This window comes from Sphingomonas sp., from assembly GCF_017304615.1.
Taxonomy (GTDB): domain Bacteria; phylum Pseudomonadota; class Alphaproteobacteria; order Sphingomonadales; family Sphingomonadaceae; genus Sphingomonas.
The window spans coordinates 596,378-623,376 of sequence record NZ_JAFKLZ010000001.1 but is presented as its reverse complement, the minus strand read 5'-3'; the positions used below and the strand labels follow the sequence as shown (position 1 = coordinate 623,376).

The window sequence follows — 26,999 nt, the reverse complement described above, 5'->3', positions numbered from 1 at the left end:
AGTACTGATCGTGCTGGTCACCGCGCTCGGCTGGGCGGGTCTGCGCTGGTCGCTGAGGCAAGCCAACGCCGCCGCTGACGCCGCCGCCGCACAGGCTGCTCGCACGCACGTCGCTTTGCTGACGAGCGAGTTGCAGAAATTCCGGCTCCTCCCCGTCGTGCTCGCCGAATATCCCGACGCCGCCGCAACGCTCGGCGACCGCAGCGAGGCTGCGCGCGACCGGCTCGACCGCACGCTCGAACAGCTCGCCCGGCGCACCGACGCCGCCGCGATTTACGTCGTCGATGCGTCCGGCACGACGCGCGCGGCGAGCAACTGGAACACGCCAGCCAGCTTCGTCGGCCAGAATTACGGCTTCCGCCCCTATTTCCGCGACGCGATGGTGAAGGGCGCGTCCGAATTCTTCGCCTTGGGCACCGTCAGCGGACGGCCCGGCCTCTATCTCGCACGGCGGATCGACCGCGACGGAAGGGCGCTTGGCGTCGTCGTCGTGAAGGTCGAGTTCGACGGCGTCGAAGCGGCTTGGGCGCGGACCCCGGGGATGAGCTTCGTCGTCGATGCGCACGGCGTCGTACTGGTGACGAGCGCGCCCTCATGGCGGTTCCTCGCGATCGCGCCAATCGACGCCGCGACGCTCACTGCCTTGCGTCAGACGCTCCAGTTCGGCGGCAATCCTCCGTTGCCCGCGCCGCTATCGCTCGACGGCCCTCAAGCGGTCGTTGGCGGCAAGACTCGGTATCGTGTCGCGGTCGAACCCGCCGCGCTTGCCGGGGGGCGGCTGCTCCATCTTTCTCCGCTCGATCCGCCCCTCGCCGCCGCGCGCAGCCAGGCCCTGATCGTCGGGCTGGGCCTGTTGCTGGTCGCCGCGATCGTCGCCGGCCTGCTGATCCGCTCGGCCGAAACGCGGCGACTCCAGGCGGCGGCGCGGGAGGCGCTGGAGGAGGAGGTCAAGCGTCGTACCGCCGAACTCAGCGACGCGAACGCGCGACTGGTGGTCCAATCCAACGAACGCGTCGAAGCCGACCGCCGATACCGCGAAGCGCGCGAGGAACTGGCCCAGGCCAATCGTCTCGCCTCGCTCGGCCAGATCACCGCAGGGGTCGCGCATGAGATCAACCAGCCGGTCGCCGCGATCCGCACCTTCGCCGAAAACGGCGCGACGCTGATCGATCGCGCAGCGCCGGAGAAGGCGCGCGACAACCTGGCGCGGATCGTCGAACTGACCGCCCGGATCGGCACGATCACGGGCGAGTTGCGCGCCTTCGCGCGACGGCGCGTGGGCGCCGGCGGCGAGGCGACGCTGGGTTCGGTAATCGACGGCACCATGCTGTTGCTGGGCGAGCGCGCGCGCGATGTCGTCAGCGTCGAGCTGACGAACGCCCTGCGCGGTGTCGTACTGGTCGGCGACCGGACTCGGCTCGAACAGGTCGTCATCAACCTGGTCCAGAACGCCATCGAAGCAGTCGCCGACCGGCGCGGCGGTCGCGTGACAATCACCGCCGCCGGCGACGGAGATGCCATTACGCTGTCGGTCGCCGACAACGGCCCCGGCCTGGACCCCGCAATCGCCGCGACGTTGTTCACACCGTTCTCCTCCGGCAAGCCCGAAGGACTGGGGTTGGGCCTCGCCATCGCCCGCGACATCGCGCGCGAGTTCGGGGGTGACATCGCCCATGTTGCTGGTGGCGTCGGTGGGACGTTTGTCGCCACGCTGAGGGCTGCATGACCCTGGCCCCGGTGATCTTCGTCGAGGATGACGATCAGCTGCGGCTGGCGACGACCCAGGCGCTCGAACTAGCAGGGTTCGACGTTCGCGCCTTCGCCCGCGCGGATGACGCCGCCGCGATCAGTCAGGATTTTGCTGGCATCGTCGTCACCGACATCCGCATGCCGCACATGGACGGGCTCGAACTGCTGGCGGCGGTGCGCTTGATCGACCCCGAAATCCCGGTCGTCCTGATCACCGGGCATGGCGACATCGCGATGGCGGTGCGGGCGATGCGTGACGGTGCGGCCGACTTCCTGACCAAGCCCTTCGCGACCGACCATCTGATCGCCGCCGTCCGCCGTTCGCTCGCGCACCGCGCGCTGGTAATGGACAATCGCCATCTCCGCGCACTCGCCGACGCGCCCGCCGCGAGCGAGCCGCTGATTGGCGACAGCCCGCCGATGCAGCGGTTGCGCCAGGTCATCCGGCAGCTCGCCGTGGCCGACATCGACGTACTGGTCGAGGGTGAGACCGGGACCGGCAAGGAGCTGGTCGCGACCATGCTGCACCGAGAAGGCCCGCGTCGCGCCCGGCCGTTGATCGCGGTCAATTGCGGCGCGCTGCCGGAAGGCCTCGCCGAGATCGAACTGTTCGGTCACGCGGCGGACAGCGTGCCCCAAACACGATTGTCGCGCACCGGCCACATCGCCAGCTCGAGCGGTGGCACCCTGCTGCTCGACGAAATCGACAGCATGCCGCTCACCATGCAGGCCCGACTGCTGCGCGTGCTCGAGGAGCGCGAGGTCCACCCGATCGGCGCGGAGCGGCCGCACGCGGTCGATCTGCGCGTGGTGGCGACCAGCAAGATCGACCTGGCCGAAGCGGTCAAGGCAGGTAGCTTTCGCGCCGACCTGCTCTATCGTCTCCACACCGCTCGTATCCGCGTGCCGCCGCTACGCGAGCGCGGCGACGATGTGGTGGCGTTGTTCGCGACATTCGCCGGCGAAGCGGCACGGCTGTTCGGCCGTCAGGATTGGCGCATCGACGCGGCGACGCAAAGCCGCCTGCGTCATCACGACTGGCCCGGCAATGTCCGGGAACTGCGCAACGCCGCGACTGAAGCGGTCCTGGGGACGTGGACCGCCGGACCGGACGCTCTCGCCAAACCGCTCGCCGCGCGCGTTGCGGACTATGAGGCCGGCGAAATCCGCGCCGCACTGACGTCGAGCCGAGGTCGCGTCGCCCCCGTCCTCGCCACGCTCGGCCTTCCGCGAAAGACGCTGTACGACAAGATGAAACGCTTCGGCATTTCGCCCGGCGATTTCAAATAACGGCCTTGTTGACCGGACGTAGCGGGGTGAGGCGTGATCAGACTATTCGTGCAGGTCGATACGCGCCAGCCGGGGGCTGAGCAAGTGCACGACGGTCACCGCAATCAGATAGACGCAGCCGGCCACTGCGAAGATCAGGGTGTAGCTGTGCGTCTGTTGCAGCACATAGCCCGTGAACTGCGCCATGAAGATCCCGCCGACCGCGCCGAGCGTGCCACCGATCCCGACCACTGATCCCACGGCGGCGCGCGGGAACATGTCCGACGGGATCGTGTAGAGATTGGCGGAAAACGCCTGGTGGGCCGCTGTGGCAAGGCCGACGATCGCAACCGCCAGCCACACGCTCGCGGCATATTGCGCAAAGAAGATCGGCATCACCAGAAACGCGCAAATCAGCATCGTGATCTTGCGCGCGGCATTGGCGCTGTACCCGCGTTTCATCAGCGTGGACGACGACCAGCCACCGGCGATGCTGCCGATGTCGGAGATCAGATAGATCGCGACGAGCGGCGGCCCGAAACTCTTGAGGTCGAGATTGTAGGTCTTGGCCAGAAAATCCGGCGTCCAGAACAGGAACAGCCACCAGATCGGGTCGATCAGGAACTTGCCCAGCGCATATGCCCAGGTCTCCCGATAGCCTAGCAGCTTCAACCATCCGATCTTCTCTCCGGCGTCCGCCGGGTCGCTTTCGATATAGGCCAACTCAGCCGCCGACAGCCGCTTTTGCTCGCGCGGGCGGCGATAGACCGCGATCCACGCCACCAGCCAGACCAGGCTGACGACGCCGGTGACGATGAACGCCATGCGCCAGCCATAGGCGATCGTGATCGCGGGCACGACGAGCGGCGTGATGATCGCGCCGACATTCGACCCAGCATTGAACAGGCCCGTGGCCAGCGCACGCTCCCTGGCGGGGAACCATTCGCTCACCGCCTTCAGGCCGGAAGGGAAATTGCCCGATTCACCGATGCCAAGCACGAACCGCGCCGCCGCGAACTGGAACGCGTTGTTGACGAAACCGCACAGCGTATGGCCGACCGTCCAGATCACGAACGCGATCGAGAAGCCGATCCGCGCGCCGAACATATCGACGACCTTGCCGAAGCTCAGATACCCGATGGCATAGGCGATCTGGAACCAAGTGACGACGTTCGCATAGGTCGTCTCGTTCCAGCCGAGCTCACCCGAAATGGTCGGCTTCAGAACGCCGATCATCTGCCGATCGACATAGTTGATCGCGGTCGCCGCGAACAGCAGCCCGACGATCACCCAGCGATAACGCCCGACGCGCGCATCGACCGGCGATGCTTCCGGTATCCCCGTGCCTGCCACTACACCTCTCCTCCGCCGGCCTCTTAGCGAGCCTTGATAATGCACCCTATCGTCATTCTGCCGTCGAACGTAGCCTCGATACGATCGCCTATCGACACGGCGTGGACGCCAGTCACGGCGCCGGTCGAAATCCACTGACCCGGCGTCAGCGCAATACCCCGCGCCGCCATCAGTTCGAACAGGAATCGCGCCGCGCCGAATGGTCCGTCCAGCATCGTCGCCGTTGTCGCGGCGCCGACTTCGTGGTCGTTGATGCAGAGCCGCACCTGCCATTCGTTGAGATCGACGTCGCGCCAGTTCGGGATGCCGTCGCCGACGACCAGGCCGTTATTGTTCCCGAAGTCCGAGATCGTGACGCCGGGGCCGTTCTGGTTGATCCCAGGAAATGGCGAGCTCGCGATTTCGATTCCGACATGGACGGCATCGATCAGGTCGCGCGCCTCGTCGATCGTGTAACTGGTTTTGGCCGGATCTGGCATCGCGCCGATCCGCAGCAGGAATTCCGCTTCGGCGGCGGCAAAGCCATCAGCGAAAACAGGCATCGCGACGACGGAGCCGTCATTGCTCACGATCTGATCAGCAAAGATCGGTCCCGCGAGCCGGTTGGTGCCAGCAACCGGCGGATCGATCTTGCCGACTTTCCACCCCGCCACCGTTGATCCTGCGAATTCGATCGCGATGTCCTGTACGGCATAGGCTTCATCGAGCGTGGTCGGCATGGCGCCGGGATAGTCAGGCAACGCCCTGCCCGCGCGACGCGCATCGACGAACGATCGAGCAATTTGGACGATATTGTCGGCGTCACTGTCTGGCTTCACCGCCGAACCCCTCCCCTCGCCTTCATTGGCGTTCCAAACGGCCTATGGGAAACCGGTGTCATTGGCAAGCCCGTCGCGTTTTTTAAGCGGTCGCTTCGGGCAGCGGGGCGCCATGTAGGGCGGCCGACGACGCCTGGCCCAGCTGTTCGACGAACTCGGAATCGCCCGCCAGCTCCAGCGGAATGCCGATCCCCTGACCCATCAGTTGCGACGCCACGTCGCTTGGATCGATGTGCGACGCGATCGTAAGGAGGCGAGCGCCGAGCGGGTCGATTATCGGCATACCTTCGCGGGCGCGCCGCATCAGGAACGCCACCCAGCCGCCAATCGCCCGGACGATATGGTGGGGCATCCGCCCGGCGCGCCGATTGGCGATCAGCGTGTCGCCGAGCCGATAAGGCAGTTTCTGCGATCCATCCTGCGCGATCTGGTCGAGCCGGTGGACGATCCCCGGATTGACGAACCGCCGCAGCACGTCGTCGGCATAGGCATGCAGGTCGAGCCCGGCGACCGGCGGCAATGTCGGGATGATGTCCTGGCGGATCATCGCATCGACGAATTCCGCGAGTTCCGCGTCTCGCATCGCCTCGGCGACGGTCGCATGGCCCCGGAGCAAACCCGAATAAGCGAGCGTCGAATGCGCGCCGTTGAGGATTCGCAGCTTCGCCCGTTCATAGCCGCCGACATCGCTAGTAATGGTTGCGCCGACCGAAGCCAAATCGGGCCCGATATCGCCGACGTCCTCGATCACCCATTGCGCAAAGCGTTCGCGCTGGACGGCAGCGCGATCCTCGACACCCAGCGCCGCGGCGACATCGGCGTACAGCGCATCGTCGGCGGCCGGCGTGATCGAATCGACCATCGTCGCGGGAACGCGGAGGGTATCCTCGGCCCAGCCGGCCAACGCCGGGTCAATGCGGCGCGCGAAACCGATGATGGCGGCACGGATTTTCGCCCCGTTGCTGGCAAGGTTGTCGCACGGCATCACGACGAACGGCGGAACACCCGCATCTCGCCGCGCCGCAAGGCCCGCGACGATCCAGCCGATTACGCTTGCCGGGACCGAGGGCACGGCCAGGTCGTGGATTATATCCGGGTGCGCGAAATCGAGGCTGCCGTCGGTTGCCAGGCAATAGCCCTTCTCGGTCACGGTCATCGTCACCAGCCGCGTGTCCGGTGCGGCCAGCATCGCGCGCGTGGCATCGGCGTCCTCCGGCCCCAGGGACCGGGTATGCGCACCGATCAACCGCATCGACGATTCGGCGTCGCGAATGGCGAGTGTGTAGAGGCCGTCCTGCGCCGCGAGCGCATCGATCGTGCCCCGCGACCGCAGCGAAACGGCGGCGATCCCCCAACGCGGGTTATGGTCGAGCAAACGGTCGATATAGTCGGCCTGATGCGCGCGGTGGAACGCGCTCGCCCCGAAATGCACGATCCCCGTCGCGATCGGTCCGCGCGACCGTGGCGCTTCGATTGTCGCCGGGACCGAGGCCAGCGTCGCCCTCGACAACCGCATCACAACGTCACTCCCCGCTTCCAGATCGCGATCTCGCGCTCGCCGTTGCGTTCGGCGGCGGTCGTCTCGCCCGATGCGATCGCCATGACGCGGTCAAGCAACAACGATTCCGCCACCGCGAACCCGGTGTCGAGCACGCTGCCGGCGTCAAAGTCGATCCAGCCCGGCTTGCGCGCGGCGAGATCGCTGTTGGACGCAATCTTGATCGTCGGGACCGGGAAACCGAGCGGCGTCCCCCGCCCGGTCGTGAACAGGATCGCGGTTGCGCCCGCCGCCGCCAGCGCGGTCGAGGAAACGGCGTCGTTGCCCGGCGCTTCGAGCAGGGTCAGGCCGTCCGTGGCAACGCGTTCGCCATAGTGGATGACATCGGCCACCGGCGCTCGCCCCGCCTTTTGCGCCGCGCCGAGCGATTTCTCCTCCAGCGTCGTAATGCCGCCGGCGATGTTGCCGGGGGAGGGATTTTCGGAGACCGGCTCGCCGTGAGCGAGGAAGTAATTTTTGAAGCCGTTTACGACATCGACGAACTTGCCGAAGATGAGGGCGTCTTCGGCGCGGTTCATCAGCATCTGTTCGGCGCCGAACAGTTCGGGAATTTCGGTGAAGACGGTGCGGCCGCCCGACCCGGCGACGCGATCGCTGATCCGCCCAACCAGCGGGTTCGCGGTCAGCCCCGACAGCCCGTCAGACCCGCCGCACTTCACGCCAAGCACGAGGTCGGCGAGCGGCGCTGGCGTCCGATCGCACGCTGCGGCGGCGGCCAGTTCCTCGACCAGCGCGACCCCCTCCTCAATCTCGTCGCCCGCACGTTGCGTCGCAAGGGTTCGGACCGCAGGCCGCCGCGCCTCAGGAATTGTCTCAAGAAGGGTAGCGATCTGATTGTTCTCGCATCCCAATCCGACGATAAGCACGCCGCCGGCATTGGGGTGACAGGCGAGCGACGCCAGGATCGCGCGCGTCCCGTCGAGGTCCTGGCCGAGTTGCGAGCAGCCGAACGGGTGCGTGAAGGCGTGCACGCCGTCGACCTGCCCCGCTACCGCCGCTGCTGCGCCCGCCGCGATCCGTTCGGCGGTGCGCGCGACGCAGCCGACCGTCGGCAGGATCCAGATTTCGTTGCGCGTCCCCACCCGCCCATCGGCACGGCGATAGCCCATGAACGTCGCATCGCTCGCGGCGAGTTGCGCATGATCGGCGCGATCGTAGGAATAGTCGTCGGTCCCGTTCAGCGCGGTCGCCAGATTTTCCGAATGGACGTGCCCGCCCGCCGCGATCGGCGCGGTCGCCCGGCCGATCGAATGGCCGTATTTGATCACGTCTTCGCCCGGCTCGATCCGGCCGAGCGCGACCTTGTGTCCGCGGGCGATGTCGTCCGCGAGCGTGATTGCCATGCCGTCGATCTGCAGCGCGTCGCCGGCGTGCCCTTCGGACAGCAGCGTCGCTACCGTGTCGCGGCTGTCGATGCGGATCGCGCTGGCCGTCATATCATCCTCATGGTAACCGGTAGCATAAGTTGATTGCGCCTGCGCGCAAGGCTAGCCCGGCGCGCCAGCCCACGCTATGCCCGTTCGCGATGGAAAAGACCGGCCAGCCGACGATCAACGACGTGGCGCGTATCGCAGGCGTGTCCAAGAAGACCGTCAGCCGCGTGATCAACCGATCGCCGTTGCTCAACGACGATACGCGCAAGCGGGTTGAAGACGTGATCGGCCAGCTCGGTTATATCCCCAACCCCCAGGCGCGCGCGCTGGCGCTGCGGCGCAATTTCCTGATCGGTCTGGTACACGGTAATCCCAACGCGCAGACCGTGATGAACGTCCAGCAGGGCATGCTGGAGGCGATCCAGGACACCGAATTCGAAATGGTCGTGCGTCCGGTAGATCGCGGATCGCCCACGATGCTCGACGATCTGCGCCATTTCCTCGAGCGGCAGCGGTTGTTCGGCGTGCTGCTGATGCCGCCGATCAGCGAGAACGATTCTGTCGCCAAATTGTGCGACGCGATCGGGTGCCGGTACGTCCGCATGGGCTCGGCAATGCTCGACCGGCCGGAGAACATGGTCGCTTCGAACGACCGTGAAGCGGTCCGCACCGCCGTCGACTATCTCATCGAGCAGGGCCATCGCCGGATCGGGCTGATCGCCGGGCCGCACGGCTTTCGCTCGGCGCAGGAACGCCGGCTGGGGTTCGAGGAAGCGTTGCGCAACGCCGGCATCCCGCTGCCGCGCAGCATGATTGCGGAGGGCACTTATCGCTTCGAGTCGGGCATGGTCGCCGCCGAACGGCTGCTCGACCTCGTCCCGCGACCAACCGCGATCTTTTCATCGAACGACGAGATGGCCGCGGGTGTGATCCATGCCGCTCACCAACGCGGACTGGAGGTGCCACGCGACCTGTCGGTGATCGGGTTCGACGACACGCCGATCGCCGCGCACATGTGGCCGCCGCTAACGACGGTGCGCTGGCCGATCGCGTCGATGGCGCGGTCGGCGGCGCTCAAGATGATCACCGGGATCGCCGACAATGACGATAACGACGCGGTTCAGGAACCGTCGATGTTCCTGTCGACATTGATCCGCCGCGCATCGGTCGCGCCGCCGACGGAGTAGGTTGCACTGCGCACTGACACCGGTTACCAACGCGCCGCTCGACAGAAGCGAAAGGAGGGAGAGAGAAATGGCCGGATCGCTTGAACTGCACCCCGATCGTCTGTTTCCCGCCGATCCCGGCACGCGCGCCATCGCCCGCGACGTGTATGCGGCGATCGCCGACCTGCCGATCGTCAGCCCGCATGGGCACACCGACCCATCCTGGTTCGCGAGCGACGCGAAGTGGACCGACGCAACCAGCCTGCTGCTCGCGCCGGATCATTACATCTACCGCATGCTCTACAGTCAGGGAGTAGAACTCGACGCGTTGGCGATCCCGCGCCGGAGCGGCATCCCGGCGACTGACCCGCGCGCGTCGTGGCGGCTGTTCGCGAGCAACTATCACCTGTTCCGCGGCACGCCCTCACGGCTGTGGCTCGACCATGTCTTTGCCGAGGTGTTCGGGATCGATGTGGCGCTCGACGCCTCCACCGCCGACCATTATTTCGACGCGATCGGCGAGAGCCTCGCGACCGACGCGTTTCGCCCGCGCGCGTTGTTCGACCGCTTCCGGATCGATTTCCTGGCGACGACCGAAGGCGCGCAGGACGATCTGACGCATCATCACGCCATCCGCCGCTCGGGCTGGGCCGGCCGCGTCGTCACCACCTATCGACCCGATGGCGTGATCGACGTCGAGCATGAGGCGTTCAAGCCCGCCATGGCGCGCTTCGCCGATCTCACCGGAGAGGATGTGTTCAGCTGGCGCGGCTACCTCGCGGCGCATCGCAAACGGCGCGCCGATTTCCGCGCGGCCGGCGCAACGGCGACTGATCACGGCCATGCCACGGCGCTGACCGCCAACCTGTCGCCCGACGAAGCAGAGCGGTTGTTCAACACTATCGTCACGGGCACCTGGACCCCCGCCGACGCCGAGTTGTTCCGCGCGCAGATGCTGACCGAAATGGCGGCGATGAGCGTCGAGGACGGCATGGTGATGCAGATCCATCCGGGCAGCTGCCGCAACCACAACGCCGGGCTGTTCGCCAGCCACGGGCGCGACAAGGGTGCGGACATTCCGACACGGACCGACTATGTCCACGCGCTCAAGCCGCTGCTCGACCGGTTCGGGAACGAGCGCGACTTGTCGATCATCCTCTTCACGCTCGATGAGAGCACCTATGCTCGCGAACTCGCGCCGCTCGCCGGGCATTATCCCTGCCTGAAACTCGGCCCCGCCTGGTGGTTTCACGATAGCCCGGAAGGCATGCGCCGGTTCCGCGAGATGACGACCGAAACGGCGGGCTTCTACAACACGGTCGGCTTCAACGACGATACCCGCGCTTTCCTGTCCATCCCCGCTCGCCACGATGTCGCACGGCGGATCGACTGCGCGTTCCTCGCCCGATTGGTGGCGGAGCATCGCATCGCCGACTGGGAAGCCGCCGAACTCGCGCACGAACTAACCAGCGGTCTCGTGCGCCGCGCCTACAAGATCGATGACCCGCAATTTGCTGCGCAAGCGGCCTGAGGAGATACTGATGTTCGACCGCACCTACTACGCCACGCACCCGGACATGATGGAGTGCGTTTCGAACGAGGAATTGCGCGACCGCTATCTGATCCAAGGGCTGTTCCGCGAGGGCGAGTGCGTGCTCAACTATACGCATGCCGACCGCTTCGTGATCGGCGGGGTTGCGCCGGGCGCGGCGCCGGTAAAGCTGCCCGCGCAGACCGAGCCGCCGTCGGCCGCTGGGCATCCCTTCCTCGAGCGACGCGAGTTGGCGGTAGTCAATATCGGCAAGTCGGCGGGAACGGTTACGGTCGACGGCGAGAGTTTCGAACTCGGCAACAAGGATTGCCTGTACGTCACGATGGGCGCGACGGACGTCGAGTTTTCGGGCGATGGCGCGCGCTTCTACCTCGCCTCCTGCCCCGCGCACAAAGCCTTCACCACGCGCAAGCTCGGCATCGCCGACGCCAACGCGCTCGATCGCGGGTCGCTTGAGGAATCGAACGAGCGGACGATCTATCAGCTCGTCATCCCGGGCATCTGCGACAGCGCGCAGCTCGTCATGGGCCTGACGGTGCTCAAGCCCGGCAGCGTGTGGAACACGATGCCGCCGCACATCCATGAGCGGCGCAGCGAGATCTATTGCTATTTCGAACTCGACGGCCCGAACGACCGAGTCATGCACTTCATGGGCGAAGGCGAAGCGATGCGGCACATCGTCATGGCGAACGAGGAAGTGGTGATTAGTCCGCCCTGGTCCATCCATATGGGCGCGGGCACCAAGGCGTATGCCTTCATTTGGGCGATGGCGGGCGAGAACCAGGACTATACCGACATGAACGTCCTCGACATCTGCCAGCTTGCCTGATGTCGAACCTGTTCGATCTCAGCGGCAAGGTCGCGGTCGTCACCGGCGCCAATACCGGCATCGGCCAGGCGATCGCGCTGGCGCTGGCCGAATCGGGCGCCGATGTGGCGTGCGTCGGCCGCACGCCGGCTGAGGAGACCGTGACCCAAGTGCGCGCGCTCGGAGGCAAGGCGGAGATCGTCTCCGCCGATCTTTCGACCATCGAGCCTGTGCAAAGGGTCGTGGACGAAACCGTCGGAAAGCTTGGCGGGCTCGACATTCTGGTCAACAATGCCGGTATCATCAGGCGCGCGGACGCAGTCGATTTCACTGAGGCGGACTGGGACGCTGTGGTCGACACCAACCTGAAATCGGTGTTCTTCCTGTGCCAGGCCGCTGGGCGCCACATGATCGCGAACGGTGGCGGCAAGATCATCAACATCGCGTCGATGCTGACCTTCCAGGGCGGCATCCGCGTACCGAGCTACACTGCGTCGAAAAGCGGGGTCGGCGGGCTGACCAAGCTGCTCGCCAACGAATGGGCGGCGAAGGGCGTCAACGTCAACGCGATCGCGCCGGGCTATATTGCAACCAACAACACAGCGGCGTTGCAGGCCGACGAGGCGCGCAACCGCTCGATCCTCGATCGTATCCCCGCGGGGCGCTGGGGCGACGCGAGCGACCTGGGCGGCGCGGCGGTTTTCCTCGCCAGCCGCGCGTCGGACTATGTGCAGGGCCATATCCTCGCGGTAGACGGCGGATGGCTGGCGCGGTGATCACACCGCAGGGGAGTGGAATGGGTAAATTCCTCGCATTCGGCGAAATCATGCTGCGGCTCTCTCCGCCGGGGCGCGAGTTGATCCTGCAGACGCCGAAGTTCGACGTTTGGGTGGCGGGCGCAGAAGCAAACGTCGCGACCGCCCTCGCCCGGCTCGGCCATAATGTCGCCTTCGCGAGCGCCGTACCAGCGAACGATCTTGGCGACAGCGCCGTCGCGACCCTGCGCGGCCACGGCATCGATACGTCGGGCATCCAACGCCGCGGCGAGCGTATGGGGCTGTATTTCGTGACGTCCGGTGCCGGCATGCGCGCGACCGAAGTGATCTACGACCGCGCGCATTCGAGCTTCGCCGATGCACCCGCGGAGGCGTGGGATTGGGACGCGCTGCTCAAGGGCGTCGACCGGCTGCACCTGTCCGGGATCACCCCGGCGCTTGGCCCCGTCCCCGCGCAAGCCGCGATCGCTGCCGCCGAAGCCGCCGCCGCCCGCAACGTCGCGGTGTCGTTCGACGGCAATTGGCGTGGCAAATTGTGGGAGCGATGGGACGGTAAACCGCGCGAGATCCTGTCGCGGATCGTCGCCCATGCCGACCTGATGTTCGGCAACCATCGCGACATCGCATTGCTGCTCGACAAGCCCTTTTCCGGCGATGGCGAGGATCGCCGACGCGAAGCCGCGGAGGCCGCATTCGCCGCTTTTCCCGAGCTCCAGACGATCGCCTCGACCGCGCGCCATGTCGAGGATGCCGACCGCCATCGCCTGTCGGCGCGGGTCGACGCGCGCGATGCGCATGCCCAGTCGGAGGAAATCACGCTGGCCGGGATCGTCGATCGGATCGGCGCGGGCGACGCCTTTGCCGCAGGCGTGCTGCACGCATTGCGCTCGGGCGGCAGCATCGACGACGCCGCGCGCATCGGCCTAGCACTGACCGCGCTCAAGCACTCGTTGCCGGGCGATGCCAGCCTGTTCCGCCAGGCGGACGTCGACGCTTTCCTCGAAGGCGGCCTGGATGTCCGGCGCTGACATCGACCGCCGCACGCTGATCGGCAACGGGATCGGCGCTGCCGCTTTGGCGCTGCTCCCGCGCACCGCTTACGCGACGCCCATCAGCCTGCAGATCGATGCACCCGCCGGGCGATTCCTGAGCGACGGCCACAGCGAAAACGGGGGACCGCGCGCCTGGTCTTTCCGCGGCATCCGCTACGGTCGCGCCGAGCGCTTCCGCGCCCCAACGCCAGAACCACGCGCGACTGCTCCGGTCCGTGCGGTCGCCTGGGGTTCGTCGAGTCCGCAGGCCGGCAAGGGCTATGCCGGCGACGCGAACGGCATTCCCGCCAATGAGGATTGCCTGGTCCTCAACGTCTGGACGACGGGCAAGACCGACAAGCCCAAGCCGGTGATGTTCTACATCCATGGCGGGGCCTATTCGTCAGGCACCGGATCGAGCGCACTGTATGACGGCACGCAATTGGCCGAGCGTGACATGGTCGTGGTGACGGTCAACCACCGGCTCAACGTGTTCGGCTATCTCTACCTCGCGCGATTAGACCCGCGCTTGCCCGACAGCGGCAATGCCGGGCAACTCGACCTGATCCTGGCGCTGCAATGGGTGCAAAGGAATATCGCTGCGTTCGGCGGCGATCCCAGCCGCGTGATGGTGTTCGGCCAATCGGGCGGCGGGGCCAAGATCGCGACGATGACCGGGATGCCGGCCGCCAAGGGTTTGTTCAGCCGCGCGATTACGATGAGCGGGCAGCAGGTTACGGCGTCCGGCCCGCTCAACGCGACGACGCGCGCGAGGGCGTATCTCGGCAAGCTGGGCAATCCGTCAATCGACGCGTTGCTGACGATGCCGGTCGAGAAATTGATCGAGGGCCTGTCGGTGCCCGATCCGATCCTGGGCGGCGCGCTCTATATGGGGCCGGTGCTCGACATGAAGTGGCTGGTCCGCCACCCCTTCTACCCGGACGCCAACCCGGTCGGGCTGTCGATCCCGATGATCCTGGGCAATTGCAAACAGGAAACCGGCGCGTTCATCGACCCCGACAGCGCGACGATCAAGGGTCTGACCTGGGACAATATCGCCGAGCGCATGGCCCCGCAGTTGCGCATCGACGCGCTGCCCGAATGGGTCGTCGCCGAATATCGCCAGCGCTATCCGCAATGGTCGCCCGAACAAGTGATGTATGCCGCGACCACGGCCGGGCGGAGCTGGCGCGGTCAAGTGATCGAGGCGGAGGAGCGCGCCAAGGCTGGTGCGCCAGCCTGGGTCTATCAGGTCGATTTCGCCTCGCGCACCGAACCGCGGCGCGGGGCGATGCACACGATGGACATCCCGCTCGCCTTCGGCACGCTCGGTGCGGCGGGATCGCAGACCGGCACGGGCGCCGATGCGCGTGCGGCGTCGAAGGCGGTGCAGGACAGTTATGTCGCGTTTGCGCGAACCGGCGATCCCAACCATCCCGGCCTGCCCGCCTGGCCGAAATACGATCTGGCCAGGCGCGCGACGATGATCTTCGATACGGACAGCCGGATCGAGGACAACCCGCGCCGCTGGCAACGCGAGCTGTTCGCGCGCATTCCCTATATCCAGCCGGGCACCTGACGTGACGATCGACCGGCGCACCGCGATGCTCGCGACGCTCGGCGCGGCGTTCGCCGGAAAGGCCGGCGCGCAGACACCGCCGCCGACGGTCAAGGAGGGCGCGCTGCCCCTCGCGCTGTCCGAGCCGAGCGAGACGATCGACCTGTGGCCGAAGGGCCCGCCCGGCATGCCCGAGACACCGCCCGTCGAACTCACGATCGAGCGCAGCAGGGACCCGGCGCGCAACGACCGCGCGGTCGTCGGTGTGACGGCGCCGCGGCTCGCGGTGTTCCGCCCGGCCACGCCGAATGGCGCGTCGCTGGTGGTGTTTCCCGGCGGCGGCTACATCCGCATGGCGATCGACAAGGAAGGGTACGAGATCGCCCGCCTGCTAGCGGCACGGGGCTTCACGGTGTTCGTGCTGTTCTATCGCCTTCCCGGCGAAGGCTGGGCGAACCGAGCCGACGTACCGCTGCAGGACGCGCAGCGCGCGGTGCGGCTGGTCCGCGCGAATGCGGCGAATTTTGGCCTCGACCCCGCCCGTGTAGCGGCGATGGGATTTTCGGCGGGCGGGCACCTCTGCGCCGATCTCGCCGCGCGCTTCGCCAGCAAAATCTATGAGCCGGTCGATGCCGCCGACGCACTGTCCGCCAGGCCGATGATTGCGGCACCGGTCTATCCGGTGGTGTCGATGGATTCGAGCTTCGCGCACGCCGGATCGCGCAAGTCGCTGCTTGGCGACGAGCCGACGCCCGACGCTGCCCGCGCCCATTCGCCGGACCTCAATATCGCACCCGACACCCCGCCCTGCTTCCTGTGCGCGGCGGCGGACGATCCGGTCGTCCCCGTCGCCAACACGATGATGCTCCACGCGGCGTTGCGCTCGGCAAAGGTGCCGGTCGAGCTGCACGTATTCGAACAGGGCGGCCACGGGTTCGGCTTGCGCGGCGTGACCGGCAAGCCGGCAGCGGCATGGCCCGATCTGTTCCTCGCCTGGGCGAGGGCCAAGGGCTGGAGCTGACGCCTATTTGGGCGTGTATCGGTAGATAGTTGATGATCAGCGCGAGATGCTCGGCACCGGTCTGGCGGACGCCCATCGTCTCGCCGGGAAAGAAATAGACCGCCTGCCCCGCTCCCCTTCCAAAAAGAGCCGGTGCGAAGGCGGACCCTCGCACCGGCAAGGTGAGGACTCGATCAGAAGTTGAAACGCACCCCGGCCAGGAATTCGCGGCCGGTGTGGTGATAGACCGACAACAGATCGCGGGTGTCGTTGAACTGATCCTGATACTGGTCGGTCAGGTTGATCCCCTCGAACGTCAACTTCATCCATTTGGTGACGGTGATCTGGGCCGAGGCATCGATGTTGATCGTCCGGTTGTAGCCCTGGCTGTCGATACCCTGCGTGCCGACCGCGTCACTCAGGTAACGCGAGCGATAGGCGGCAGAAACGCGGGCGCTGAGCACCTTGTCTTCATAATAGAGCGTCGCGTTGCCGCTATCACGCGACAGACCGGTCAAATCGCCTGTTTTCACCACTGCGCCGGCCGAATTCAGATATTTGATGTTCGACGTAACGTGCGTGTAGTTCAGCAGGATACCGAAATTGCCCAGGAAGCCCGGCAGGAACTTGAACGGCTGCTGGAAATTGATTTCCAGGCCGCGCAGCTTGCCGCCCGGCGTGTTGCGTGGCGCGGAGAACACCCAGTTGGTCAGCGACGGATTGCACGTCGCTGGATCGAGATTGGCGCAAGCCGCGATCGCGAGGCTGTCGGGCAGCCCGAACGGGTTGTTGGTGTAGGCGCCGGACGATTGGACCGTCTGAACGAAGCTATTGATGCTCTTCTGGAACAACGCGACGGAGAACAGCGCCCCGGGCATGTAATACCATTCGGCCGCTGCATCGAGCGTGGTGGCGCGGAATGGGTCGAGGTTGGGGTTGCCCACCGACACCGACCGGCTCGCGCCCGATACCGACACGGTCGCCGAGGGCGCAAGGCTGGTCAGATCGGGCCGCGCCATGACGCGCGCCGCCGCGAGACGAATCTGGAATTTGGGCGAGAGTTCGAACACCAAGTTCGCCGACGGCAGCCAGTCGTCATAGGTGCGCGAGACCGTCAGCGGCACCGCCGCCGTGCCGATGAACGAATAGCCCTGCGACCGCTGGAACGTCTGGACGTACCGCACGCCGGCATTGCCGCGCAGGTTGAACACGCCGAAGTCGCGCTTGAAGTCGAATTGCAGGAAGCCGCTCTTGTCGTGCTCGTCGACCGCGACGTTCCCCGCCAGCCCCGGCTCGATGCCGAGCTTGAACGCGCCCCCGCGCGCCGTCGGATCTTCGAGGCCGAAATATTGGGCGGCCTTGAAGTATGATGAGTCGAAGAAGGTCTGGCCTTCGATCGTGACGATCTGGCCGAACTGGTTCAGGTCTCGGTCGGCGGCCAGCGTGCAACAGGCGAGGTTGGTGTCCTGCGAGGCGGTGGTGCCGTTGCTGCGCCGCCGGTCAGTCGCCGCAAAGCCGTAGCCCTTGTACGCCGCGCCGCCCGAGATGGTGAAGTCGTCGGTGACCTCCCACTTGAAGCTGAGCGCGCCGGTCTCGTACGTGTTCTTCGCTGACGCCGCACGCAAACGGAGCTGGCTCAATACCCAGCCGGTGCCATTCGCCAGGTTGGCGTTGCCGAAATTGAACACCGGCTTCTGGCGGTTGCTGTAATCGTAGCCGTAGCCTTGGACGTTGTAGAGGTCGAAGGTCACCGTGTTCTGGATCGGGTTCTGGTGGTTCGATTCGGAGTGGCCCGCGACGAAGTTCAGCGAGAAACGATCGCCGAACTTCTGGTCGATATTGATCGTCAGTTGCTTGAACTTCGTGTCGAGCCGGTCGAAGCGATTTTCGACGCGAAGATCGACATCGTTGAACGTGCCCGCAATCAGCGCGCCGTTGTCTACCTTCGCGGTCAGCACGTCGATGTCGTTCACGCCGCAGGTGGTCGGTCGATTGGCCGTGGTGCACGCGCCCGCGACGGAAAAGCCGTTGGCTTCCAGATAACGCTCTTCACGCGTCGCCTTGAAATCGGCGTAGAGGCCGTCGAGGCTGATCGTCGTGCCGGCGGCCGGCTTCCACTGGACCGACGCAGTCAGGCCGATACGTTGCTGGTCGTTGATGTAGTAATCGAAGCGCGGAAAGCGCGGGTGGAACAGGTTGTTGGCGTCGATACAGGCTTGCGTAGTCGAGGGACCGGTCGAGGTCGGATAGACGCAGGTCGTGCCGAGATAGCTCTGGAAACCCGGTGCGGCGCCCGCAGTGTTAGTAGTCCAGCGCACCGTCGAGTAGCCGCTTTCGACGAGCTTGCGTTTGGTATAGGCGCCGGACACGAGCACGCCGAACGTCTTGTCGGGGTTCGACCAGGACACCATCAGCGCGCCGCGCGGCGAGAATTTCTCCGCAAGGTCGTTATAGCTGCCCTGAGCGGACGCCGCGACGGTAAAGCCCGACTTGTAATCGAACGGGCGCGCCGTGCGCAGATCGACCGTCGCGCCCAGCGATCCTTCCTCGGTCGCCGCATCCGGCGTCTTCTGGACGGTGATCGCGTTGAACAGGTCGGCAGCGAACACGTTGAAGTCGAACCCGCGGCCCCGATTGGTGCCGCCCGACGCGTCCGACCCACCAGCCGTTGCGATCGCCTCCATGCTGTTGATACGCACGCGCGTGAATTGCGGGCCGAGACCGCGCACCGAGATCGAGCGGCCTTCGCCGCCGTCACGCGACAGCGCGACGCCCGGAATGCGCTGGATCGATTCCGACAGGTTCAGGTCGGGAAACTTGCCAATATCCTCTGCGAGGATCGAGTCGATCGCCACCGCCGACGCTCGCTTCTGGTCGAGCGCGCGCGCCAGGCTGCCGCGGAAGCCGGTGATGACGATGTCGCCGCCGTCGGCCTGGTCATCCTGGGGTGCGTCCGCCGCCGGGGCCAGTGCCGGTGCCGCATCGGCAGGCGCGGTCTGCGCGTGCGCGACGCCTGCGCTCACCGCGACCGCGAGTACCGCCAGCGAGGCGCCCCCGCGCAGCAGCAGATCGAATTTGAAACCCTTTCGCATACCATCCTCCCTGAAGTCGCGACCGGCGGTTGTTCCGCCGATCCTTATTGTCGATCGATAGAATTCCATGGTCGTGCGGGACCGAGCCGACGCTGCAACGCCGAGAGCCGGATCCGGCCATCGCCGATCGCCGCGCGATGCCTGGCGGACAGGTCGGCCGCACCAACCGGGCCGCACCGATCGGCCAGTGCAAGCCATGCCAGCGCTTCGCCGACGCGCGCGCCCGGTTCCAGGCACACCCGCTGGATGTCCTGATCGAACGTCGCGAAAAAAGCTGGCTCGCCTTGCATCCTCTCAAGCGTCTCCCGCGCTTCCTGAAGTGACCATCGCGCACTATGGACACCGGTGTCAATGAGCGATCTGCACAGCCGGAACAACATCCAGTGCAGAAAGCCCAGACGCGCGCGGTCATCGGCCTCGAACGTGCCCAGCGGCGCCATCAGCTGTTCGGCGTAGATCGCCCATCCTTCCTGAAATCCTGCCGTATATTCAACGCGTAAGGCGTGCGGCGCGGCCCGGGCGTCAATCGGCATCTGCACCATGTGGCCCGGAAGCAACTCGTGATGAACAACGCTCGGCAAGCTCCAGTTCGGGCGGCGGCGAATGTCCGAAAGATCGACGAAATAGCGTCCCGGCGTCCCATTTGGGTTCGGAAGGACCCGATAACCACCCTTTTTTGCCGATTCTTCCACCGGTGTCATTCGTCCGACCGCGACGTTCATGCATTCGGGGGGGAGCGAGCCGAACAGGCCGGGCAGCCGCTCCTTCGTCCGGACCAGCCAGGAGTTCATATCGGCGACTGCACGGTCGCGGCCGTCGTCGCTGTCGGGATAGAGGAATTGCGGATCACGGAATGCGGAGCGAAATCGTTCGCCGGTATGGCGACCGGCATAGCCGAACCGGCGCAACAGATCGTCCGCTTCCGCCGCCGTCTCCGTCGCCAGCGCCATCACCCGGCGGTGGATCGCCGCGGCATCGCGCCCGCCGAACTGACGGTCGATCATCAGCTCGTAATAGGCCGTACCATTGGGCAGGTGCGACATGCCCGGCTCGTCGGCCCGGGACGCCAGCGACACGAGCAACCGTGCCTGCTCTCCAAGAGCCGCGGACACGGGACCGCTAGTGCGACCGGCGGCGCCCAGGATCGCGCCGACGGTGCGATCGAGCGGATCGGGCGGCAGGACGATCCCCGCCGCCGCCTCGCGCTTTACGGCGGCGGTATCCGCGGCGATGCGATCGACGGCGTCGCTCACATCGAGATCGCGCCACGCGCCGCTGGTCGGCGTCACCGAGTAAGGCGAGCGGCCGAGCCGGCCATACGGCATGATCTCCGCGATGCGAGCATCGATCGCCAGCCCCTCGCGCGCGGTTTCCAGGTCCAGCTTGGTTCGTGGCGACAGGCCGTGCTCGCGCACGTCGCGCAATTTTGCGAGCTTGGCGGCCGGGGTCGCGAGCGCCGCCACGCCGTCGAGCGCCGCGCGCGCCGCCGCATCGGCATCGGGCGCTACGGCGGCGGCGACGCGAGGCAGCGCGGCCGTACCCAAGACGCTGGCCGCGCCGGCCAAGAAATCGCGGCGGCGAGTCACTTGGCCTTGCGGCGCGCCGCCGGCGGCAACGCCACGACATTGTTGAGCAGTGTCACCTCCGGTGCACCGTCGGGCAGTGCGACGCGCACCCGCCACCCCTGCCCCGCCGCCGCCGGCAAGGGCAGCCGCACGACCGTGGTCTTGGGCAGCAGGTCGAGCGGGGCAGCGAGTGTCGGCACCGCAACGGTCGCCGCGACCTTGCCCGACGCGTCGACCAGCTCGACTCGCCCGCCCGTCGCCGCGACCGCGCCGAGGCTGTGGACCGTCACCGCCGCCGTGCGGCCGGTCACGACCACATCGTCGGTTCCAATGCCCAGATCGGCGCGACGTTCGGTCGGCACGCCCGGCGCCTCCAGCGTGAATTCCAAGATCGTCGTCGTGCGCGGCGCGAAACTGACCTCGACCGACCCGCTGCGTTCCAGCATCATGTCGCTGGCGGGCGGCGCGCCGTCCGCCTTGTCGCCGCCAGACGCGCTCGTCCCGACGGTCATCCGCCACTTGCCGGCAGTCACGTTCCAGGTGGACATGGTTGCGGGTTGCGGCACGTTGCTGGTGTTATAGGCGATGACCTTGAAATGCCCCGGCGTCGCGCCCGGCACCAGGATCGCCACCCTCTCCGCCGCGCCCGGATTGGCGAAGCGCCAACTGACGGTGTTGCCCGGCCAGGTCTGGTTGCGCACCAGCGCGATGCCGCCGAGCCGTTGCCGCTGCAACTGGTCGCTCGGCATCTCGACCCGGTCGGTCCACCAATGTCCCTCCGTGTACATGTACATGCGCTGCGACTTGAACGCGATCGCGTCGGCCGCCTGGCTTTCCAGCAGCTTGCGGTCGCCGGTCGCGTCCCAGCCGGCGACGCGGCCGAAATCGCTTTTCATCCCCGCCAGCGCCTTGCCCCATTCGGGCCTGCCGAGCACGGCGACGACGTTTTCGTTGAGGTCGGCGATCGACCCCGGCCCGCTCCGCGCCACGCGGCTCAGCAGTGGAGTCAGATACTTGGCGTCGCCGGTGAAGCGATAGGCCGCCCAGGCCGATTGATACGGCGTCGGCAACCCGCCGCCATCGCCGACGCGCTCCGCGTCGGTCCGCCAGTTGATCTCATTGGGATAGCTCCAGCTGCCGTCGGCATTCCGCTTGCCGTGCGCCATCCAGCCGTCGATCACGCCCGTGACGAGTCCCGTCGCGGTGGGATTGGCGTTGAACACGCCCATCAGGATCGGCGCGTGCATCACGGTGAAGCTGTAAGGCTTCTGCCACTCCCACGGCCCTTCGCGATAGACGATGCGGCCGCCATACCAGTTGCTCGCGAAGTGCAGATGCCCGGCGGGATTCTTCAGGATGATCCGTTCGGACAGCGCTTTCACCGTCGCCATCAGCCGTTCGATCGCCTTCGGCTCGCCCCAGTTGAGATAGAGCCGCTCGGCGTCCGAATTGAGCCCTTCCTCATAGGCATGGAGTTCGTCGGTGGTGATGGTGCCGAGGCCGTTGGTCCGCATGCCGTTCTTGTAAACGGCGTCCGACAGCGCGCGGAGCGACGCGTTGATCTTGTCCGGCTCGACCCCCATCAGCGCGAGGCCGGGCCATTGCTCGGTCAGGTCGACATCGTCCGAAATCCCGCCGCCGAAATCGCCGTAGGGCACCTGACGATTGTCGATCCACCAGTTCACGAAACGGCTGGTGAGCTTGAGGTCTTCAAGCTGGCGGAATGCCCAGAGCGGCGTGCCGTCAGTTGGCGCCGGCTGGGTAAAGGCCGGCATGCCAGTCGCGCCGTAGCTGATGTCGGCCCAGTAGCGCCGCCCCTCCAGATTGTCGGGATCGACGCGCAACAGGTCGGTTATGTCGCCCTTCAACCGCCGGAACAGGCCTTCGCGACCCGACGCGGTATGTTCCTCGACCAGAAAGCCCCAATTATCCTTCACCTGGTTGAAGCGGTCGGCGATATGCTCCTTCTTGGCTTCGTCGCGGTCCTTGAACACCAGCCGCACGTTCATGCCGTCCAGGCTCGACGCGCCGAAATCAGGCGCGGCGCTAGCGACAGTGATGTAGAACGGATCGTTGGTCAGGATACGGTCGCGCAGGTCGAGCCAGACGGTGCGCTTCTCGCCCGGTTTCACCGACACGGTCACGTCGATCATGTCACGGTCGGGCCAGATCGGGTCCTTCACCCGGATGTTGAGCGGGATCAGGCCGTCCTTGTTCGGCGCCGCTTTCAGCGCGGGGATGTCGAGCGCGATGCCGTCGAGTCCGTCGCGCGCATTGGCCCAGGTATAGTTCCACGCCCGCGCCAGCGGCTTGCCCGGAAAGGCGTCGCCGAAATCGGACGGGATCAGGATATGGATCAGCGGCGCTTCGTCCCCCCTGCGCACTGCCCCACCGGCATCGGTCGCACTGCCCGCACCGGGCGCAGCGGCACCCGCGCTGGCCGGCAGCGCAACGACCGTCGCGCGCTCGTTCGCCGGAAAGCGGCCGGCGATATAGGCGTTGAGCGGCGACAGGTTCGCGAAGCTCGGCGCGGCCTTGCTGTTGACGGTATAGCTTAGCTTGAATGTGCCCTTGGGTTCCGCCCCTGCGCCGACGTTGTACGCCCAGATTTCCTGGATCGGCGTTTCCTGAGCGATGTTGGTGAAGCGCAGCTTGCCGCCGGTGCGGTCGGCGAAACTCGTGATCGACTTCTCGACACCCTGCGGCCGCTTGGCGAGCAGGCTGAACGCCCCGCCGTCCGGCGCATAATCGAGCGCGCCATACGCCGCACCGCGAATCTCGACCCGGTTGACCGTTTCGCCCTGCGGAATGGTCAGTTCATACGCTTTCCCGCCTTCGACATAGACGTTCCAGTCGGGCAGTTCGAAATAGTCGTCGCGGCCCGGCAGGCGCGAGCGGTTATAGACGCCGGGCCAGGTCGTCTCGGCGATGCCGTCGACGCCCTTCCACATCCATTCCTTCAAATCCTTGGCGTCGGCGAACTCGACCTTGCGGATCGCCGTCGTCTCGGCAGTCAGCAGCGGCGGCGAGGCGCCCTCGAAACCGTAGCGATGGAGGAACGCCAGCCGCTCCGCCGCGGCAGCGACCGGCGCCCCGCCGCTCGGCGCAGTATTCACCGCCAGCGCCGCCACCGCCCCCGCATCGAGCATCTGGTCATAAACGCGGATTTCGTCGACATCGCTGCCCCGCATGAAGCTGTAGCGGCTCTGCACCTGATGCGGTGAGATGATCCGCCCCGCGAGTCCGAACTGGTCGAGCCCGCTGTCGAGCACCGCTTTCTGATCCTTGCGTGCGACTTCCTTGCCGTCGACGAACAACCGCACGCCGACCGCTTCGTCCCACGCAAAGGCGATGTGGTGCCATTCGGTCGATGCGGGCAGCGTGGGCATGCGGAACGACACCCGCTCTCGCGCGAGGTTGTTGTCGGTGACGAAGGCGTCGAAACCGTGGCCGTTCCAGTCGATCCGCAGGAACGCCATGTCCCAACTGGTGTGGTCGGCAAATCCAGCACGGAACAGCACGAACGGCGCCTCGCCGACGGGCGTGCGCGAGCGCCAGAAAAACGACAGAGTGCCCCGGCGCGCGTAGATGTTACCCGGCGCCTTCCACGCGACATAGCCATCGTCCTGCCATTCGATCGCGCCGCCCGACTTCCCGGTCGGGACGATCGCGACCTTCGACTGGAAATTGGGCACCGCGTCGCCACCGGCGGTCTCGGCAGTGAAATTCTTATCGGCCGAGACATGGAAGATCAGCCGCGGTCCCGGATCCTGAGCGAACGTCGCGCCACCCAGCGCCGCGGTCGCCAAGCCCGTCGCCGCCAGCCACATCATCGTCGGGATTCTCATATCAGCCACCCTCTCTCGACGGATCCGAGCCTGACGCGGCTTCTCTACCCTGCCCAACCCATAATCGACTTATGACACCGGTGTCTATCGGGTAATTGCCGCGCCATTCCCGCTATTGGCGAAGAGTGGACCATCGCTCTTGTGCTGTCCGGCCAATACGAGACGCCGGCACGGTCTAGCGCGGCATGCCGCACACTAAGATGATCGGGATCGGGATCCCTCTGCCGGAACAACAGACCGATTTGCTTGGCAATTGTGGCGCTTGCTCTGACAGCGGGCCTCCCGATCAGTTCAGTGCCTTATTGATCCGAAGCCAGAATTGCTCGTCGAAATCCTTGTCGCTCGCGGCCGCGCCGGTGCGCACGATTACCAGCTTGCGGCTGGGAACGACGTAGAGACGACGATTGAAAGCGCCCAGCGCGGCGACCAGATCGGCGGGCGCGGCGGCGATCAGCGGCCCGTCCTTTCGAGCGCCCAAGGCGCCTATCGTATAGCTGCTGCCGTTCAGCCACCACAGCCGACCATAAGCCGCGTTGGTCGCCGACCGCGCGAACATCACCTTGAAACTCGCCTCCGACACGATCCGCTTGCCGTTTTCGGCGACGCCGCCGTTCAGGATCATCACGCCGAAGAGCGCGGTATCGCGTGGTGCCGTAACGAGACCGGTGTCGTTGCCTACGCTGGAAAGAATGGCCGGGCGCTTGCGCCAGGCGGTGTCGTTCATGCCCACCGGCGCGGTCAGCCAGTCATGCGTGATCGTCTCCAGCGGCTGCTTGGCAGCGGCCACCAAAATCCGCTTGGTGATCGCATAGACGGGCGTGTTGTAGAGGAAGGTCGTGCCGGCGGGCGCGGCATAGGTGAAATTCTCGGCCAGACCGGAACTCATCGTCAGAACGTCGATGACCCGAATCTTGGCTTCCTGCTCGGGTGCCGCCTTGGACCAGCCTGTGCCGATATAGTCGGAAATCGGTCTGTCGACCTGGATCAGGCCCTTGTCGATCGCCACCGCGACCAACACCGAGACGAAGCTCTTCTGTTGCGAGGCGACATCCTCCAGCAGCGCACCGTCCTTCGTCCGTTCGTAGACGAAGGCGGCGAATTGAGGATTGCCCTCGGGCGCGGGCCAGTTTTTCTCGACGATTATCTTGCCGCCCTGAACGATCAGGAAGCCGGTGGTGCCCTGGCCCTTAAGATAGTCGAGCAATTCGCTCATCGCCGTAGATGTTGTTGACGCCGAAGCCGCGACGCCCGGCATTGGCGCGACGGCCGCGACCGCCACGCCGCAAAGGAGCGCACCGGTCAGAAGCGCGGCCCCGAAACGTCGACCAGTCATAATTCCCATGATCGCCCCACGCCGAACTCGCTGCACGGTCGCGCTTCGCACGACTACTGCCAAGCGACAACTCGCTATCGCGAATCCGCAGGCGCGACGCCTGAGCGAGCTCGTCGCCGCAAATTGTGGAGGCGTAGCGCGGCTCAGCCGAAACTGTAGCGGACGGTCTCGCGGCGCTTCCGGCGCAGCGCGCCGCCGACCAAGCCGAAGCCGGCGACCATCATCGCCCAGGTGGCGGGTTCCGGCACGGCGCCAGGTGTGGAACCGGGCGGAATGGTGCCAGTGGGCGGCGTGGTGATCGGATCGTAATTGGCGTTGAACGTCCAGTTCACGATGTCCTGCTCGCTCCAATTCGCGCCCGTGCCGCCGGTAAAGCCGACAAAGACCGGATTGGTGCCGAAGATGCTCGCCAGGTCGATGTTGTAGCTGAGGCCGGCGCTATCGGGCCGCAGGCCGTCCTTGGACCAGCGCACCTCCAACAAATTGGCGGCGCCGTTATAATCGACAAAGGCGGTGATGTCGTAGCCCCCGCTCAGGTTCAGCGTGGACGACACGTTCGAATATGCCAGGTGGTTTATAGCGTCGCCATTCTTCATGATGGCGATGTGATTGTTGGCGCGAAGGTCGCCGTTGAAATCAGGATCGGTCCCGTTGCTGTAGGTATCGAATTCGACCTCGACGCTCGGCGTGATGCCGCCATAGCCCAGCGAGCCGCCGGCGCCGCCTACTGTGTTCGACAGGGTCTGGATGACAAACGCGATGCCGTCCGCGCCGATCGGGCCATAGGGCGTGTCGCCGTTGTTGCCGATGTTGAAGGTGAAACGGGTGCTAAAGCTGTAATCGTTCGTCAGCGCGATGGCCTGTGTGTTGAACACGGAGCCGCCCATGGCACCCTGCGGCGGCGTCAGCCGCATCACATCGCGGCCGCCAATATTGAGCGCGTCGGCGGAACCGTTGATTTGCAGCCCCGTCGTGTCGATGAAGTTCGCATAGGAGAAGGTCTGCGCCTGAGCGGAGGTCGCCATCCCGCCACCAATCGCCAGCGCCAGCAAACCCGCCCGGCATCCAATCGCTTCGAACCGCATCATACCCTCCAAAAAATGCCCTGGCCGCGAAGTCCCCCTTCACAGCGCATCGGAGGATATTGTCG

At 66.0% G+C, this 26,999-nt stretch carries 18 protein-coding genes; 9 read left to right on the top strand and 9 right to left on the bottom strand.

The features are described 5' to 3' along the window. The first annotated feature begins 10 nt into the window (after positions 1-10). Together J0J06_RS03035 and J0J06_RS03030 are read left to right on the top strand one after the other, a co-directional pair. On the top strand, positions 11-1,726 hold the full coding sequence (locus J0J06_RS03035) for an ATP-binding protein (protein WP_294039873.1): 1,716 nt from the start codon (positions 11-13) through the stop codon (positions 1,724-1,726). Further along, positions 1,723-3,039, top strand: a complete 1,317-nt coding sequence (locus J0J06_RS03030) for a sigma-54 dependent transcriptional regulator (protein WP_294039872.1) — start codon at positions 1,723-1,725, stop codon at positions 3,037-3,039. Before J0J06_RS03035 ends, J0J06_RS03030 begins: the two co-directional genes overlap by 4 nt. 42 nt (positions 3,040-3,081) lie before the next feature. On the opposite strand, the gene J0J06_RS03025 is transcribed toward J0J06_RS03030, so the two are convergent. The 4 genes from J0J06_RS03025 to J0J06_RS03010 form a co-directional block, all read right to left on the bottom strand. Beyond that, positions 3,082-4,371: an MFS transporter gene (locus J0J06_RS03025; protein WP_294039871.1), complete on the bottom strand. Its 1,290-nt coding sequence runs from the start codon at positions 4,369-4,371 to the stop codon at positions 3,082-3,084. 23 nt (positions 4,372-4,394) lie between these two features. Next, entirely contained in the window at positions 4,395-5,189 is a 795-nt protein-coding gene (locus J0J06_RS03020) for a fumarylacetoacetate hydrolase family protein (protein ID WP_294039870.1), read from the bottom strand. Positions 5,190-5,271: 82 nt separating this feature from the next. Next, entirely contained in the window at positions 5,272-6,705 is a 1,434-nt protein-coding gene (locus J0J06_RS03015) for a mannitol dehydrogenase family protein (protein WP_294040816.1), read from the bottom strand. Beyond that, positions 6,705-8,183 carry a UxaA family hydrolase gene (locus J0J06_RS03010; protein ID WP_294039869.1) on the bottom strand — a complete coding sequence of 493 codons (1,479 nt, stop codon included), beginning with the start codon at positions 8,181-8,183 and terminating at the stop codon, positions 6,705-6,707. The genes J0J06_RS03015 and J0J06_RS03010 overlap by 1 nt, the downstream gene beginning before the upstream one ends. Before the next feature lie 89 nt (positions 8,184-8,272). Between J0J06_RS03010 and J0J06_RS03005 the strand changes: the two genes are divergently transcribed. The 7 genes from J0J06_RS03005 (at position 8,273) to J0J06_RS02975 (ending at position 16,032) form a co-directional block, all read left to right on the top strand. Further along, the gene (locus tag J0J06_RS03005) at positions 8,273-9,307 is read left to right on the top strand and encodes a LacI family DNA-binding transcriptional regulator (protein WP_294039868.1); all 1,035 of its coding nucleotides are present in this window, start codon (positions 8,273-8,275) and stop codon (positions 9,305-9,307) included. Between the two features lie 67 nt (positions 9,308-9,374). Continuing rightward, positions 9,375-10,817 carry a glucuronate isomerase gene (gene uxaC / locus J0J06_RS03000; protein ID WP_294039867.1) on the top strand — a complete coding sequence of 481 codons (1,443 nt, stop codon included), beginning with the start codon at positions 9,375-9,377 and terminating at the stop codon, positions 10,815-10,817. A 10-nt stretch (positions 10,818-10,827) separates the two neighbouring features. Then, positions 10,828-11,667, top strand: a complete 840-nt coding sequence (kduI, locus tag J0J06_RS02995) for a 5-dehydro-4-deoxy-D-glucuronate isomerase (protein ID WP_294039866.1) — start codon at positions 10,828-10,830, stop codon at positions 11,665-11,667. Beyond that, the gene (gene kduD, locus J0J06_RS02990) at positions 11,667-12,422 is read left to right on the top strand and encodes a 2-dehydro-3-deoxy-D-gluconate 5-dehydrogenase KduD (protein ID WP_294039865.1); all 756 of its coding nucleotides are present in this window, start codon (positions 11,667-11,669) and stop codon (positions 12,420-12,422) included. The genes kduI and kduD overlap by 1 nt, the downstream gene beginning before the upstream one ends. A 20-nt stretch (positions 12,423-12,442) precedes the next feature. Beyond that, a complete protein-coding gene (locus J0J06_RS02985; RefSeq protein WP_294039864.1) occupies positions 12,443-13,450 on the top strand; it encodes a sugar kinase in 1,008 nt (335 codons plus the stop codon). Then, positions 13,437-15,032 carry a carboxylesterase family protein gene (locus J0J06_RS02980; RefSeq protein ID WP_294039863.1) on the top strand — a complete coding sequence of 532 codons (1,596 nt, stop codon included), beginning with the start codon at positions 13,437-13,439 and terminating at the stop codon, positions 15,030-15,032. Before J0J06_RS02985 ends, J0J06_RS02980 begins: the two co-directional genes overlap by 14 nt. Before the next feature lies 1 nt (position 15,033). Continuing rightward, positions 15,034-16,032 carry an alpha/beta hydrolase gene (locus J0J06_RS02975; protein WP_294039862.1) on the top strand — a complete coding sequence of 333 codons (999 nt, stop codon included), beginning with the start codon at positions 15,034-15,036 and terminating at the stop codon, positions 16,030-16,032. A gap of 173 nt (positions 16,033-16,205) precedes the next feature. On the opposite strand, the gene J0J06_RS02970 is transcribed toward J0J06_RS02975, so the two are convergent. The 5 genes from J0J06_RS02970 to J0J06_RS02950 all read right to left on the bottom strand — a co-directional run bounded on the left by J0J06_RS02970 (position 16,206) and on the right by J0J06_RS02950 (position 26,937). Next, positions 16,206-19,103 (bottom strand): TonB-dependent receptor, encoded by a 2,898-nt coding sequence (locus J0J06_RS02970; RefSeq protein WP_294039861.1) that lies wholly within the window; start codon positions 19,101-19,103, stop codon positions 16,206-16,208. A 44-nt stretch (positions 19,104-19,147) separates the two neighbouring features. Beyond that, entirely contained in the window at positions 19,148-20,689 is a 1,542-nt protein-coding gene (locus J0J06_RS02965; protein ID WP_294039860.1) for a DUF885 family protein, read from the bottom strand. Continuing rightward, positions 20,686-24,516: a LamG-like jellyroll fold domain-containing protein gene (locus J0J06_RS02960; protein WP_294039859.1), complete on the bottom strand. Its 3,831-nt coding sequence runs from the start codon at positions 24,514-24,516 to the stop codon at positions 20,686-20,688. Before J0J06_RS02960 ends, J0J06_RS02965 begins: the two co-directional genes overlap by 4 nt. A 286-nt stretch (positions 24,517-24,802) precedes the next feature. After that, entirely contained in the window at positions 24,803-25,729 is a 927-nt protein-coding gene (locus J0J06_RS02955; protein WP_294039858.1) for a serine hydrolase, read from the bottom strand. Positions 25,730-25,992: 263 nt separating this feature from the next. Beyond that, positions 25,993-26,937 carry a PEPxxWA-CTERM sorting domain-containing protein gene (locus tag J0J06_RS02950; protein ID WP_294039857.1) on the bottom strand — a complete coding sequence of 315 codons (945 nt, stop codon included), beginning with the start codon at positions 26,935-26,937 and terminating at the stop codon, positions 25,993-25,995. Positions 26,938-26,999: the final 62 nt, after the last annotated feature.

Excerpts from the sequence above, each read along its gene's own strand:
- J0J06_RS02985 (WP_294039864.1), top strand. The coding sequence starts at position 12,443 with ATGGGTAAATTCCTCGCATTCGGCGAAATCATGCTGCGGCTCTCTCCG.
- kduI (WP_294039866.1), top strand. The coding sequence starts at position 10,828 with ATGTTCGACCGCACCTACTACGCCACGCACCCGGACATGATGGAGTGC.
- J0J06_RS02980 (WP_294039863.1), top strand. The coding sequence starts at position 13,437 with ATGTCCGGCGCTGACATCGACCGCCGCACGCTGATCGGCAACGGGATC.
- uxaC (WP_294039867.1), top strand. The coding sequence starts at position 9,375 with ATGGCCGGATCGCTTGAACTGCACCCCGATCGTCTGTTTCCCGCCGAT.
- J0J06_RS03030 (WP_294039872.1), top strand. The coding sequence starts at position 1,723 with ATGACCCTGGCCCCGGTGATCTTCGTCGAGGATGACGATCAGCTGCGG.
- kduD (WP_294039865.1), top strand. The coding sequence starts at position 11,667 with ATGTCGAACCTGTTCGATCTCAGCGGCAAGGTCGCGGTCGTCACCGGC.
- J0J06_RS02955 (WP_294039858.1), bottom strand. The coding sequence starts at position 25,729 with ATGAGCGAATTGCTCGACTATCTTAAGGGCCAGGGCACCACCGGCTTC.
- J0J06_RS03005 (WP_294039868.1), top strand. The coding sequence starts at position 8,273 with ATGGAAAAGACCGGCCAGCCGACGATCAACGACGTGGCGCGTATCGCA.
- J0J06_RS03010 (WP_294039869.1), bottom strand. The coding sequence starts at position 8,183 with ATGACGGCCAGCGCGATCCGCATCGACAGCCGCGACACGGTAGCGACG.
- J0J06_RS02970 (WP_294039861.1), bottom strand. The coding sequence starts at position 19,103 with ATGCGAAAGGGTTTCAAATTCGATCTGCTGCTGCGCGGGGGCGCCTCG.
- J0J06_RS02960 (WP_294039859.1), bottom strand. The coding sequence starts at position 24,516 with ATGAGAATCCCGACGATGATGTGGCTGGCGGCGACGGGCTTGGCGACC.
- J0J06_RS02950 (WP_294039857.1), bottom strand. The coding sequence starts at position 26,937 with ATGATGCGGTTCGAAGCGATTGGATGCCGGGCGGGTTTGCTGGCGCTG.
- J0J06_RS03015 (WP_294040816.1), bottom strand. The coding sequence starts at position 6,705 with ATGCGGTTGTCGAGGGCGACGCTGGCCTCGGTCCCGGCGACAATCGAA.